Source organism: Streptococcus sp., assembly GCF_032481935.1.
In the GTDB taxonomy this organism is placed as follows: domain Bacteria; phylum Bacillota; class Bacilli; order Lactobacillales; family Streptococcaceae; genus Streptococcus.
This window is the reverse complement of the sequence record NZ_JAWERU010000001.1, coordinates 66,116-80,907: the sequence shown is the minus strand read 5'-3', so window position 1 is coordinate 80,907 and position 14,792 is coordinate 66,116. Positions and strand designations below refer to the sequence as shown.

General features: G+C 41.7%; 9 protein-coding genes. 1 reads left to right on the top strand and 8 read right to left on the bottom strand.

The features are described 5' to 3' along the window. Positions 1-38 precede the first annotated feature (38 nt). The gene (locus E7C97_RS00350; RefSeq protein WP_316107538.1) at positions 39-3,029 is read right to left on the bottom strand and encodes a type I restriction endonuclease subunit R; all 2,991 of its coding nucleotides are present in this window, start codon (positions 3,027-3,029) and stop codon (positions 39-41) included. A 77-nt stretch (positions 3,030-3,106) separates the two neighbouring features. Next, positions 3,107-5,761 carry a DEAD/DEAH box helicase family protein gene (locus E7C97_RS00345; protein ID WP_316107537.1) on the bottom strand — a complete coding sequence of 885 codons (2,655 nt, stop codon included), beginning with the start codon at positions 5,759-5,761 and terminating at the stop codon, positions 3,107-3,109. A 136-nt stretch (positions 5,762-5,897) separates the two neighbouring features. On the opposite strand from E7C97_RS00345, the gene E7C97_RS00340 reads away from it, so the two are divergent. Next, complete coding sequence (locus E7C97_RS00340) at positions 5,898-6,518, top strand: TVP38/TMEM64 family protein (RefSeq protein ID WP_049527636.1); 621 nt, start codon at positions 5,898-5,900, stop codon at positions 6,516-6,518. A gap of 286 nt (positions 6,519-6,804) precedes the next feature. On the opposite strand, the gene E7C97_RS00335 is transcribed toward E7C97_RS00340, so the two are convergent. The 6 genes from E7C97_RS00335 to E7C97_RS00310 form a co-directional block, all read right to left on the bottom strand. Continuing rightward, positions 6,805-7,959 (bottom strand): MFS transporter, encoded by a 1,155-nt coding sequence (locus tag E7C97_RS00335; RefSeq protein WP_316107534.1) that lies wholly within the window; start codon positions 7,957-7,959, stop codon positions 6,805-6,807. Positions 7,960-8,349: 390 nt separating this feature from the next. Then, positions 8,350-9,276 carry a permease-like cell division protein FtsX gene (gene ftsX, locus E7C97_RS00330; protein WP_316107532.1) on the bottom strand — a complete coding sequence of 309 codons (927 nt, stop codon included), beginning with the start codon at positions 9,274-9,276 and terminating at the stop codon, positions 8,350-8,352. Beyond that, positions 9,269-9,961: a cell division ATP-binding protein FtsE gene (ftsE, locus tag E7C97_RS00325; protein ID WP_000022259.1), complete on the bottom strand. Its 693-nt coding sequence runs from the start codon at positions 9,959-9,961 to the stop codon at positions 9,269-9,271. The genes ftsX and ftsE overlap by 8 nt, the downstream gene beginning before the upstream one ends. 15 nt (positions 9,962-9,976) lie before the next feature. Beyond that, a protein-coding gene (gene prfB, locus E7C97_RS00320; protein WP_148131633.1) for a peptide chain release factor 2 occupies positions 9,977-11,072 on the bottom strand; the annotation gives its coding sequence in 2 pieces (ribosomal slippage) (positions 9,977-10,999 and positions 11,001-11,072; 1,095 coding nt in all). 341 nt (positions 11,073-11,413) lie between these two features. Then, complete coding sequence (locus E7C97_RS00315; RefSeq protein ID WP_316107530.1) at positions 11,414-13,897, bottom strand: MBL fold metallo-hydrolase; 2,484 nt, start codon at positions 13,895-13,897, stop codon at positions 11,414-11,416. A 39-nt stretch (positions 13,898-13,936) separates the two neighbouring features. Continuing rightward, positions 13,937-14,749 (bottom strand): LicD family protein, encoded by an 813-nt coding sequence (locus E7C97_RS00310; protein WP_316107529.1) that lies wholly within the window; start codon positions 14,747-14,749, stop codon positions 13,937-13,939. Positions 14,750-14,792: the final 43 nt, after the last annotated feature.

Sequence of the window (14,792 nt, the reverse complement as noted above, 5' to 3'; positions counted from 1 at the left end):
AAATCATAAGAGTTCAAGATATTCGACTTTTTTGATAACTACCTCCCAACCCTCAATGGCTCAATCCCCTCTTCGATCAGTTGGGTATAGGCTTCTTTGATGTGTTTTTTATAGAGGAGTGGGTTGAGGGCATCTGCCACCTCAACTTTATAGTCCTTGTAGCGCTGACTCTTGGTCAGTTGGCTTTCTCCTAGTTGCTTTTTAGCGCCCTTGCGGTAGTGATTGACATAGTAGCGGAGTTCATCTTCACCGACATACCAGGTCTTACTAAAGTCTTGGATCTGCTGCTGGATGACTGCCTCAATCATCTGATCAAGGATATTGGCGATGGATTGACCTCTGTAGCGGTCAGGATTTGCCTGTACTTCTTGCCAAAGCTCTGAGATGATCTGTGCCAGATTTGGATTAGTCTTTTCCAGACTTTGGATATAGGTATCCACTGCTTCTCTATCTTGCGCACTGAGACTCTTTTCCGGACTCTGCTCTTGCTCAATCAGGCTTTGGATCAAGGTCAGGATATAGGCGTAGTTAATCTCATCTACTTGGATGGACTCTAGTTCATAGTGGATATCAAGTGGTTCGCCATCGTCGTTATCATCTTCGATTCGGCTTTTCAACTCTGCTAGGATATTCTGATAAAAGCCAAGATAAACTTCCAACTCTTCTGAACTGAGTCCCGTTTGAGCGTAAATTTCGTCCTCATCATACTCTTTATACACGCGGATAGAGGCCAGGTACTTATCAAATCCTTGATAAGCTTTGGCGATTTTTCTCAACTGTGGAGTAGAGATTTGTTCGAGTTGGAGTCCTTCTACAGGGTCATCTGTGATGAGATTTTGGAAGTCGCTACAACTTCTCAAAAAGTTTCTCTTTTCCTCTTCCCAGCTAGGGGCTAGGACATCATTTTCACCACCATTTGAGTAAAGCTTGAGGGCATTATCGACTGATTCCTTAAAGGCTAGAGGCTTTTGGAAGGTGATGATATGGCCATAGTTCTTACTAGAATCAAAGATACGATTGGTTCGGCTAAAGGCCTGAATCAGATCCTGCGGTTTCATGGGCTTTCTGTCGATAAAAAGAGTCGATAGACAAGGGGCATCAAATCCCGTTAGGAGACGATTGACCACGATGACCAAGTCCAACTGTTCATTGCGATAGAGATACTTATCCTGTTTTCGGGCTAGGCGGTTATTGACATCGGTATTGAAGCCACGAAGATCCGCCATGGTAAAGTGAGTATCAAATTCTTGGTTATAGTCCTCTAAGACCTGCTTCATGTGATCTTGGTTGGCTCTTGAGTCTTCTTCATTCTCCGTAACGGAGTAGGTGATGGTCGCCTTTGGAAAGTCTGGAAGGACCATCTTGACTCTCTCAGATACCTCGACTCGTGTTTGTCCCGCTTTGACTTTTTTGAGAAGGTCATAGTAGGCTTGGGCTTGAGGGATAGACTTTACAGTGAGGATGGCATTGTAGGTATTGCCGACTCCTTTTTGTAAACCCAGTTGTTGGCGGGATTTATTGATAATGGCGTCCAAGACTTCCAGCATGTGCTCCTCGTTTTCATAGACGGTATCTGGTATGTCATTTTCAGCCTGGTCTGTGATGAGGGTATTGCGATAGTCTACCTTAAAGCCTAAAACAGCTCCGTCATGAATAGCTTCCTTGACCGTATACTCATGGAGACGGTCTCCATACTGTTGCTGGGTGGTTTGGGCTAGGTCGCCGACTTGCTGGCGTTTATTTTCCTTAAAGATGGGTGTACCCGTAAATCCATACCAGAGGGACTGAGGGAAAAAGGCTTTAATGTCTTTTTGTGTTTGTGGTGTCACGGCACGGTGGCATTCATCCACGACAAAGGCTACTCGGAGACCCTTGATTTTGTCCGCATCACGTTGGTAAAGACCTTGGTCAAACTTACGCATCATGGTGGTGATTTTCTGGATGGTAGTCACCACGACACGTTTATCATTACTTCCTAAGCGCTTGACCAAATCATGTGTATTGTCCGTCTCATCGATATCGATGACGTCATTGGTCGCATAAGAGAGAAAGGATGAAGTGGTTTGTTGGTCCAAGTCCCTACGGTCAACGACAAAAATAGTCTTTTGGATGGACGGTATTTGGAGGAGATTGCGAGCCACCTTATAAGAGGTCAAGGTCTTTCCTGAACCTGTCGTATGCCAAACATAGCCTGATGCTTGCTGACGTGATGCTTCCTGCACCGCTTCGATGGCATGGATCTGATAGGGGCGCAAGAGGATGAGAGATTTCTTACTATCGTCAATAACAGAATACTGCATAACCATCTGATGGGCACGAGGGATAGAAAGAACTTCATGAGCAAAACTGGTCAGATTTGTCACAGGATGATTGTCCTTATCCACCCACTTGGTTAGAAATTGCTTGTTGAGTTTATTTTCGCGAGCTGCAGCGATATAGCGTGTGTCAACTTTATTGGTCACAACAAACATCTGTAAGCTAGAGTAGATACCACGGAATTTCCCTTCTCGATCATATTTTTTAATCTGGTGAAAGGCATCGATAAATGCTGCTTGGGAACTCTTGAGCTCGATTTGAATCATGGGCAAACCATTGATGAGAAGAGTAACATCCAGTCTTCGGTCTTGGTCCATAGGATTTACTTTTTCTCGTTGGACTTGATTGACAACTTCGTAGCTAGACTTTCCTGCTGCGATATTGTCACGCCAAATGACTGACAAACGAATGGTACCTAGACTTGCATCTTCTCTTTGAACCTCGACTTTAGCAATGCCGTTTTCACCGACCAACCACTTGGCAGCATCATAGTAGCTGACAAAGTTGAGTTGGTTCTGAATCTGGCGTTTTTCCTGTTCAGTCAAGGGATGGTCTGCCAGCAGAGCAACGTTGTTTTGAGCTAGTTTCTCAAAGAAATTGTCCCATAGTTGTTCTTCTGTTTTTAGGTCTTCTCTATAAGTCCATTGACTTTCACCAGTTACCAGCTGGTTAATCAGTTGTTTTTCTATTTCCAGTTCTGGTTTTACCTGCATCTATATTTCTCCTTCAGAGGTTGACATTCTAGTTATTATTATATCATAGTCCTATCAGAAAAACTTCCGCTCCCTCCCTACTTCAACGCACTTTTGACCTTCTTCTTGGTGAGGAGGCGGTCGTTTTTGTTGGCTAGGGATTTGAGTCTGGCTTCGAGTAGGATTTTTCGGCCTGCTTCGTTGCGGGTGTAAACGAGTTGGTAGTTGCCTATGTGTGGTGCGACGGCATTTTGGAAGAGCTGGGCATCTTCCTTGCGTTTTTCAAAGAGGCTAGGAACTACGAAATACTTGGATTGGCCGGCTGGTGCTTTTTGAGCTACTAAGAGGTAGCGTTGATTGTCCACTGGCGCAAAGAATTCTCCTAAAACCTTTGAAAAGAGTTCCTTGTCTCGCATGCTTCCACCTTTTAGATAGGCAAAGACGTTAAAGCTTTCCTTGTCCTCATCGACCTGCACGCGCGACTGGTCATCTGACAAATGCCCTGCAGTCACCATGACCTTACGAATAGCTTCTCCAATCTGGCGCAAGCGTTTATAAGGACTCTTGTAAAAGAAATAGCGAATCACAGTGTAGGCTAGAAAGAGGATGCTCAGTCCAAACAACCAGCGAATACTAGTTCCACGGACCCTAAAGATATAAAAGAGGAGATTGAGGGCCGTTAGCATAAAGGAATAACGGAGCCATTTTTCAGCATCAACAAGAGTGAGCAGAGGGATCTGCTTGCGATCTGTTGCTACCTCATTGACAATCTCTAGCTTATCCGCAACTACCAACGCCTCCTGCCATTTTTTGCGAAGGGTGGTACGGTCCTTGGACAATTCCTTGATTTTCTGATTATAGGCTTGAATCTTATTTTTCTTAAAGGGTGGTTTAGGGAAGTCCAAGCGATCCAGACCTGTCTCGATGGTATCCTCCTTATAGGATAAACCTAGAAAATGCTCCATACGACGAATTAGACTCAGTAAATCTTGATAGGGATTATCCTTCTCTACTTCCTCTTCATTTTCCTTTTCCCGCAAGAAAAGATTTTTTGTATAGGGTTTGATAGCGACCAGATGCCAGATATTGCTGGTCTTATCTGGATGTCCTGACCAGATACGGATAGCACGGCCTCGCATCTGATTACTGAGCATAAAGCTTCCGACAAAACTTCCTAGGATGAGAGAGTTGACACAAGGCGCATCCCACCCTTCTCCCAAGAGAGACTTGGTTCCGACCAAGACCTGGATAGAACCACGTTGGAAGAGCTCGGTCACTGCTGCGACCATCCCCTTAAAGCTAGATGGAAATCCTACTTGGAGATAGGCGCCTTGGTCGAGTTTTCCGATGGATGAGAAGGTCAAAGCGACTCTTGGCAAGAGTGCTTGGAGTTCTTCCTTGACACTAGCCGGTATGATAACGACACTACCTGAAAGGACTGCTATGTGGACAGAAAGGCCTTGTTTTTGCGCACTTCGGCGAATAGTTTCAAAGTATGGGAGGACACCTAATTGCGTGATTGGTGCTTGGTCATCTCCCAGATAACTAGCAAAATCCTTGCGGATATAGTCCGCCAAGACTAACTGTCTCAAGTCCTGACCTAGACTAGCATACTCGGTTTCAAAGATAGATGCGATGCCAGCCAGTTTTCCTAGAGATTGATTGAGGATTTGGTCATTGGCCTTGGATTTGACCAAGAAGACCTGACGTTTTTCAACCAGCCCTCTTAATTTCAATTCGGCTTCTATCTTTTTCTTTGTCTCATGCGGGTCCTCATACCAGTCAGGTGTCTGATAGAGAAGGCCTTGCAAGAGGACTTCTAGCCAGTAGTAATTAAGAGCAGGTAAGCCTTCAGCACCTAATAAATCTCGTAAGTGCTTAGGAATTTCTAGCTTTTGAGCCTGTAGATAAATGAGTAGCGCTGAGAGATACTTGGGATCTTCAAGGAGCATATCCGCAGCGATTTCCCCTTTGAGAACCTTGGAAGTCCTAATCAACTCTTGAAAGTCACGATCAACGACTAATTGGCTGACATATTGCCACTTGGTGTCCTCAAATTCTTCCAGGCGTTTGTCTTCTTCCTTGGTCGGAAAACAGATATAGACAAAGTCCTGATGAGGGCAGAGAGTGTCTTCTTTGACTAGCTCTGGCACTGTGATTTCTTGGTCAATCTCGCCACACATCTGGAGATAGCGATCCCAGAGTTCTGGCTCACTATCATAGGGAGGGGTTGCGGTTAGAGAAATGACCTGCAGTTGCGGGTAGTTTTTACGGAAGTCTTCTAGGCTTTTCCACCATTCATTTCTCAAGTGATGGCATTCGTCCAGACAGAGGGTTTCGACACCCTTTTCCTTGAGTCTAGCAAGCAGGTCAAAGCCGACAAAGTCTTCAACCTCGCCATTATCCTCTTGAGATTGTACCTGTTGCATAGCGCTGTGAAAGGCTTGGTAGGTGGCGATGGTGATTTGCTTCATGTCCTTGAGATTTTGAGAAACGAGACTTGTGATCTGGTCCTCATCCTCTAAAAAGGCCTGGCGAATCCTATCTACCCATTGTTCCCGAATGGTAACAGTCGGCACCAAAACCAGAGCTGGCTTATCAAAGCGGGCAATTAACTCGATACCAATGGTTGTTTTCCCAGAACCTGGTGCTGCCACTAAGTGGACATGGCCATCTGATTGATATTCCTGAAAGTTATCCAAGACCTGTCTTTGGTAGTTGCGCCAAGTGCCATTAAACTTCAATCCTAACATGATTTTCCTCATTCTAAGCTGCCATTTTCTTATTCCCATTTTACCATACTTGAGGCAAAGTCACATGAAGTACCCCATATAGTCTTTCTCCTTAAAATATGGTATAGTAGAATCATACTACTCAAGAGGAGTTTACATGTCACACGATAAACAAATGAAAGCTGTTTCTCCCCTTCTACAGCAAGCAATTAATATTTCTTCCATCATCGGTGGAGTTGGTACTTTGATTTTCTGTATCTGGGCCTACCAGGCTGGAGTCTTGCATTCCAAGGAAACCTTGTCTGCCTTTATCCAACAGGCCGGTATCTGGGGGCCACCACTCTTTATCTTTTTACAGATATTGCAGACGGTTGTTCCTATCATTCCTGGTGCTCTAACCTCCGTTGCAGGTGTCTTTATCTACGGGCACATTATTGGGACAATCTACAACTATATCGGCATTGTCATTGGTTGCGCCATTATCTTTTACCTGGTTCGTCTCTACGGAGCCCCCTTTGTTCAGTCTGTCGTCAGCAAACGTACCTATGATAAGTACATCGGTTGGTTAGATAAGGGAAATCGCTTTGATCGATTCTTTATCTTTATGATGATTTGGCCGGTTAGTCCAGCGGACTTTCTCTGTATGCTGGCAGCTCTAACCAAGATGAGCTTCAAGCGTTACATGACCATTATCATCCTGACCAAGCCCTTTACCCTGGTCGTTTACACATACGGCTTGACCTACATCATTGATTACTTTTGGCAAATGTTCGCCTGATCACTAAAAAAAGTTGATCAAAAACTCAATTTTATACTCAATGAAAATCAAAGAGCAAACTAGGAAACTAGCCGCAGGTTGCTCAAAACACCGTTTTGAGGTTGTGGATAGAACTGACGAAGTCAGTAACACATATACGGCAAGGCGACGTTGACGCAGTTTGAAGAGATTTTCGAAGAGTATTATCAGAAAATGAAAAAAAATAAAACGCATAGTATCAAGGCTTTTCAACACCTGATATTATGCGTTTTTCTGATTGTAATGATTTTTTCTCAGCCTCTTTTTATTAACCTTCTTTTTTCAATAGGAGAGAAACAAGGACTGATGTCGCAATCATCCATGCTCCTAGAATGATAAAGGTCATTCGACCATTCGTTGTTACCAAGCCAATTCCTGAAAGAACAAAAGGTGTTAAGGAGGCACCAAAACTACATCCCAAAACAGCATAGGAAGTTGCTTTGTTGAGGAGCTTTGCTGGGATTCTCTCAGAAATTAACTGAAAGACCGTCGTAAGGGCAATGCTATAGGCAAATCCTCCTAAGACAGAACCTGCAACGACAACCCAAAGAGAAGGTGAAAGAGCGATGATGATTTGCCCAATACCAAAGGTTACACCCGCAATCAATAACAATTTTTCCTTAAAGGCAGAGATGAGGAAAGAAAAGCTAATTCCCGCCAGAATCCCAATCAACTGCATGGCACTGAGTACCAGACTAGACAATTGAGCATCTCCAAAGCCTGCCTCAATCATGAGACTAGGAATACGGAAGGTAATGGCTGTATTGGTACATACAATGACTGCAGCTCCGACAGCTAGGAAGAAAATCAGCTGTAGCATGGAGCGAGTTAGTTTCGCTACTTCTTCTGTCTTTTGCTTGGACTCATGAGCTTCTGCTTTTCCATAAGGGACAAAGAGAAGGAAAAGTACAAGAACCACTAAACCTGCAGCATAGGCTAGGAAGGTTGCGGTCCAGCCAAAGGCTAAAAGTTGACCAACTGCCAGAGTCAAGATAGAGGCTCCCACTACCTCAGCTGACCCACGAAAACCAAGCATCTGGATACGAGTCTTACCATGGTATCGTTCACTGATGATAGAGATAGCCTTAGCATTTAGCATCCCCACTCCAATCCCAAAGAGAAGACGAGTGGCAAAGACAAAGTAGTATCCCTGATACCAGAAGGGAGCTGTTCCACTGATTGATAAAATCAAAAGTCCCAAAGTCAACTGGAGACGTTCAGGAAAAATCCGTTCTAAAACTCCATTTAAGAGGAGCATGGCCATAATCCCAAAGGATGGAAGGCTGACCAAGAGCTCGACCTGGCCAGTCGAATAGCCCTGATAATAGTCAAACATGGCTGGTAGGGCACTTGATATTGAAAATGATGTGATCAATACTAACGACAGGGAAAGTATACTCACTTTTTCCAAAAATTGTTTCATTTTATCCTCATTCATTATTTATGTTAAGTCAAAAGAGCTAGATATTACTGTAGAAATAAAAGTTATCTTTCATCTAGTCCCTATCACTCTTTTAGCAAAAAGGTCCTTTCCTATCATACACTGTTTCCCAAAAATTGGCAAGCAACTGATACTCAATGAAAATCAATGAGCAAACTAGGAAGCGAGCCGCAGGTTGCTCAAAACACTGTTTTGAGGTTGTGGATAGAACTGACGAAGTCAGTAACAAATATACGCCAAGACGAAGCTGACGTGATTTGAAGAGATTTTTGAAGAGTATGATTTATAAGTTCAACATAAAAAGTAGGACCATCAGACTCGGAGAAGCCTCGATGGTATCCTACTTTTATAGATTTTAGTAAACTATCTTACTTAGATTTTCAAGAATCGACGCATTGAGATTCCTGAACCAAGTGAACCGATACAAATTCCGATGAGGAACAAAAGACCGATCATCAATGGAATAAAGGTATCTGGGGTAATCAAGGATAGGTTTTGTCCAATCAAGGATGGGTTGACAGATTGGAATACTCGGTTATAGATAAAGTAAACCAGAACTGATGGAAGAGCTGCTCCCAACAAACCAATAAAGGCACCTTCTAGCAAGAATGGGCCACGGATGTAGCTGTTTTTAGCACCAACCAAACGCATGATTTGGATTTCACGACTACGTGAAATGATAGTAATACGAATGGTATTTGAGATCAAGAAGACCGCGATGAAAATCAAGAGTCCTGCAATGAACAATCCCCAAACACGGATGAAGGAAGCCAACTTGAAGAGACGCTCCGTATTGGCACCACCGTCTTGAACCTCAGAAACTCCTTCGATTTTCTTAGCTTCTTCAGCGACTGGTTTCACATCACTTGGTGAATTGGTATCGACGATGTAGGCATCATGAAGAGGATTGGCATCTCCTTCAAAAACCTTCCACTCGTCACCCATGGTTTCAGTCAGCTTTTGGTACTGCTCTTCTTTACTTGAGAAAGTTACACTTTTAACAGCTGGCATAGCCTTGAGGGCATCATAAACCTTGTGGTAATCATTGTTTGTAACTGTTTGGCCCTCTTTGACAATGGTTTCACTATTGTCTTCAACGTCTTTACGGACATAAACCATGACGCGAACGTTGTTTTCGATATCCGTTGCCAATTTTGCAGTATTAAAGATAACTGAGGCAAAAATTGCAACCAAGGTTAAGGTAATCATTACTGAACTGACAGCAGCAATGGTCATCCACCCATTACGCTTTAAACTCTTTAAAGCTTCGAATAGGTGGCGGAAAAATCTACTAATCATCGTATCCGTACTCTCCTTTCGCTTCGTCACGAACCACACGACCATTCTCGATGGCAATGACACGGTGGCGCAAGGTATTTACGATTTGGCTGTTGTGGGTTGCCATCAAAACAGTCGTACCTTGGAGATTGATGCGCTCCAAGAGGTTCATGATTTCCCATGAGTTATCCGGGTCCAAGTTACCTGTTGGTTCGTCAGCAATCAATACCTTAGGATTGTTTACGATAGCGCGAGCAATGGCGATACGTTGTTGCTCACCACCTGATAATTCATTAGGGAATGAACGAACTTTGTGTTTCAAACCAACAAGATCCAAAACTTCCATAACACGTTTTTTGATATTACGACGGCTTTCACCGACAACCTCCATTGCGTAAGCAATGTTCTCATAAACAGTTTTCTTTGGCAAGAGTTTGTAATCCTGAAAGACGACTCCTACGTTTCTACGCAAAAGCGGAATATCTCTCTTTTTAATCTTAACAAGATTAAAACCTGCAACCTGCAAACTGCCTTTTTCAACTTTAACTTCACGGTACAAGGCACGGATAAAAGTTGACTTACCTGCACCTGAAGGACCTACGATATAGGCAAACTCTCCTGGTTCAATGTTCACAGAGACGCCACGTAGGGCTGTTGTCCCGTTGTCATACTTTTTGACAACATCTCTCATTTCAATGATCGACATGTGACTTCCTTTCTTTTAACTAATACGCCATTTTAGATAGGCATCGATGAAACCATCTAAGTCCCCATCCATAACCTTATCTACCTGCGCAACCTCAAAACTGGTACGGTGATCTTTCACCATTGTATAAGGAGTAAATACATAGGAGCGAATCTGGCTTCCCCATGTGATTTCTTTCTTATCCCCCTTAAGAGCATCTACCTCAGCAGCTTTCTTTTCCTGCTCCATTTGATAGAGTTTTGCCTGGAGCATCTTCATCGCACGATCACGGTTTCCGTACTGAGTACGGTCAACAGTTGATGCAACGACAATCCCAGTCGGAATGTGGGTCAAACGGACACCTGTTGAAACCTTGTTGACGTTTTGTCCACCTGCCCCACCTGAGCGGAAAGTATCCATCTTGATATCATCTTCTCGAATATCAACTTCAATAGTATCATCCAACTCTGGCATAACTTCTACAGAAGTAAAGGAGGTGTGACGACGCTTAGCTGAGTCAAATGGCGAGATTCGGACCAAACGGTGAACTCCCATCTCTGACTTGAGAAGACCATAAGCATTTGGTCCTTCAAAAGACAAGGTTACTGACTTGATTCCTGCCTCATCACCTGCTTGATAATCCAAGACTTCAACCTTGAAACCTTTGGCGTTACCATAACGAGTATACATACGAAGAAGCATATCGCCCCAGTCTTGGGCTTCTGTTCCACCAGAACCTGGGTGAATCTCCAAAATAGCATTATTATGATCATAGGGCTCTGACAAGAGCAGAGTCATCTCGTAGCTAGTCATCATCTGATCTAGCTCAGCTAACTTCTCCACCAACTCATCTTTAACAGACTCATCCTCTGCTAAAAAGTCTAGTAAGATTTCAGCTTCATCCTGCAACTCCTCCATCTTGTGGAAAGTATTGTAGGTATTTTTTAGTTCATTTAATTCTTGCGACGTTTTTTGGGCCGCAATATTATCGTTCCAAAAATCAGGTTCTGTCATTTTGTTTTCCAAAATGGCAATTTCTTCTTCTAACCCTTCGAGGTCAAAGAGACCCCCTAAAAGAAGCTAATTTTTCACGATTGGCGTCAATTTTTTGACGAATTTCTGAAATGTCCATATATACTCCTTTTTTGCATCGTTTTATTATACCATAATTTTTCTTATTTATCTAATCAGTCGGTTTTAAAATTTCTTATCAAAATATTTCGATTTGAAGACTAAGAGAATGTTTTCAACAATTTAGGGGATAAAGAATCAAAAAACATCCCAAAGCTGATCAATATTCTCATCCTAAAAACATTGATAAATTCTTTGAGATGTATATAAATACTATTTCATAAGAAACCTAGGTTGTGAGTGAAACACTAGCACAGAGGAAATTTTCTCGAAGACATAGTAAGAGGTAGAAAGCACTTATTCTTTATCTGCCTTCAAAGTCTGTCTTGTTTCTGTAGCTTCCTATTTTTCAATCGCTTCTGCTGATTTTTCTTCCTTATCTACTGGCTTATCAGAATCCTTCTTAGGATCTTCTTGATTTCCCTGAACTTCTTCCTCTTTTACAGGATTTAAGCTCCAAATACCATCTTGATTGACCTTGTAGCCGTCAGGTGTTGTCCCATTTCTTAGGAGCGAACCATCAGCTTGGAAATAGTACCAATTGCCATTCAACTGTTTCCAACCAGTCTCCATTGCGCCACTAGTATTGAGATAATAACGAGAGCCATCAATCTCTTGAAGACCTGTTAGCATGATGCCTTCCTTGTCTAGATAGTACCAGGTGTCCTTATCTTTGAACCAACCTGTCTTCATTGCTCCACTGCTTGTGAAGTAATAATAATGATTATCAAACCATTTCCAACCGGTTTGCATGGCTCCACTTGCATTTAGATAATAGCGAGTACCTTCGATTTCTTGAAGGCCAGTTTGCATGATACCTTCTTTATCTAGATAATACCAAAGATCGTTTTCTTTGAGCCAGCCTGTCTTCATTGCTCCACTACTTGTGAAGTAACTATAATGATTATCAAACCATTTCCAACCGGTCTGCATAGCACCACTTGCATTTAGATAATAGCGAGCACCTTCAATTTCTTGTAGGCCAGTTTGCATGATACCTTCTTTATCTAAATAGTACCAAAGACCCTTATCTTTGAGCCAACCTGTCTTCATTGCTCCACTGCTTGTGAAGTAGCTATAATGATTATCGAACCACTTCCAACCTGTTTGCATGGCTCCACTTGCATTTAGATAATAGTGAGTACCTTCGATCTCTTGAAGGCCTGTCAGCATCATTCCTTCTTTATCTAAGTAATACCAAGTGTTACCATCCTTGATCCAACCTATTTTCATTGCTCCGGAACTTGCAAAATAGCTCCAATGCCCTTCAATCGAGACCCAACCGGTTTGCATAACTCCCTTATTATCAAAGTAGTAGTTTACTCCATTGATTTCCTTTTTACCAACTATTTGTTTTCCTTCTTCATCAAAGTAGTACCAGTTTGATTCAATTTTTTGCCATCCAGAGCCTGTCTCATCTGACTGTAATGCCCCACTACTTGCAAAGAACATTTTCTTACCATTAAAGACTTGTGATCCAGTAAGCATTTTACCATCTTTATCAAATAGGTACTTTTTGCCACCTATTTCAGCTAGCTGATCATATCTTCTTGCACCATCAGATTGAATATAATACCAAGCATTATCATGATAGAACCATCCACCTGTTTGCATTTTACCATCATCGTTAAGGTAATACCAGTTACCTTCAAGATTTACACCATTATTTTTTAAATGGAGCCATCGACTCGTTTGTTTTTGACCTTTTCCATTAAAGAAATAGTAACTACCATCAATTTCTTGCCAACCAATAGCCATTTGTCCATCTGAAAGACGATATTTCCAATATCCACCTTCCTGATACCAGTTCGCATCAACTTTAGGAATATCAGGGAAAGCATTTGAGACATTAGTGAATCCTTGATTACTAATATCAAATACCGTTGCGTCTTGAGTATTGCTAGAAGCACGGACAACCTGAATATTTTTCTCTTGAAGATAATCCCTTGTCGAAGCAAGGTTGATCTCTCCTCCAGTAGTTTGGATAATCATGCTTGGTGAAAGATTGTCGATAAAAGCTTTAGTATTTGATATTTTTGCATCATAGTGGTGATTCCATTTCATCATGTCCACTTTTCCAATAACTGGACCTAGCTTATCCTCAGCTCCCTCAGCGTTGTCTAGGTCGCCACCAAGATATATCTTTTTACCTGCCACAGTCACAACAGCTACAATTGAGTTGGAATTATCATCAAGTACCCTTTTGAGTTTCCCGTCTGAACCATACTCATTCTTATAATTATAGAGTTGTATATCCATCTCTCCCAATGTGAAATGGCTGTCTTCGTCCTTTATATCTTGGACAACTGTAACCCCGCGATTTTGAGCAGCACGAAGAGCATTATCATAATTGAAAAGGTTATCCCACAGTCCCCAATTACTAGTAATTCTTTCATCTGAATATTTTTTCAAATAAAATTTGTCTACTTGATAACGATTAAGTATTTCATCCGCACCACCTATATGGTCGCTATGAACATGAGTTCCTAGGACAAAATCTAATTTCTTCACTCCAACCTGATCTAGATGTCGCATTAAACGATCTTCCAAAACTTGATAATTTCGCATGGAAATTCCCCAGCGATCTGGATATCTCGGATCAGTTCCGTCAGGGAAATCATAATCTTCGCCCATGTCAATAAGGGCATAATGACCATTACTCTCTAGAAGAATAGCATCGCTTCCAGATTTAGCTTTTGTATTGATAAAATGTATGCGATTCCCTGCACCTGCTGAGATAGTATCTGCATTTACTGTTTGCGCTTGAATTATTGTGGCTGATAGAAACAAGGCACTAAGTAATATTGATTTTTTAAAACTTTTCATAAGGCATTCAGCTTTCTTAATTAATTTTATACTCTTTCGTTAATCAATCCAGTAATTTTTCTCATTTCCTGGAATTTGTTTGTCAACAGGAGGCGGAGTCATATACTCTTCACCAAACTCATAGACAAGAATCTCATGATATCTTCTCGGTACTTTTAGGATTAAATTTTCATATGGCATATCAATTGTATCATACAACCATTCTGTTTTAATACCAGCTGGATAGTAAGAGTCATAAGTCGAACAAACTAAATCTGAAGAATTTTCAATACTGTATTTTAAAGCAAGTTGTTCAAGTTTTTGATTCCAGAATTGAGGAGATGTAAATCTGAATATTGCTGACGCAATATAACGAGGAAGATTTTTAATCCCTCCGTTTTCGTATTTAATTCCCTTAAAGTTTAACGACGATAGACGAATTAGTTGTTTGTAGAGTTTCATTTTCTTACGATCTTGTTCATCTGTAACAAGACCATCGTACGGGAAGATATCTACACAAGTTCCAAGAACAACACTTGGATCTAAAAGATTCGAGTCTCTCCTTGTTCGAATATCGTAAACACGCATATAACTATATGGATATCCCTTCGTTTCTCTAAAAGAAATCAACTTATAGTATGGGTGGTTATCGTTTTTTAGAACAGCGTATAACTTTTCAAATTCATCTCTAGCTAACGAAATGTCTGTATCATCATCCCAAGGAATAAAACCCTTATGACGAACAGCTCCTAATAAGGTTCCAAAATCGATAAAATATTTGATATCGTGTTTTTCACATATCTCATGTAAGTACTCTAGGATACCAAGCTCAACTTGCTTGATTTCTTCTAGACTTAAAATTCTCTCAGACATCTTTGTCACTCCTATTTTTTACTCTTTCCTAAGATGAAAAAAT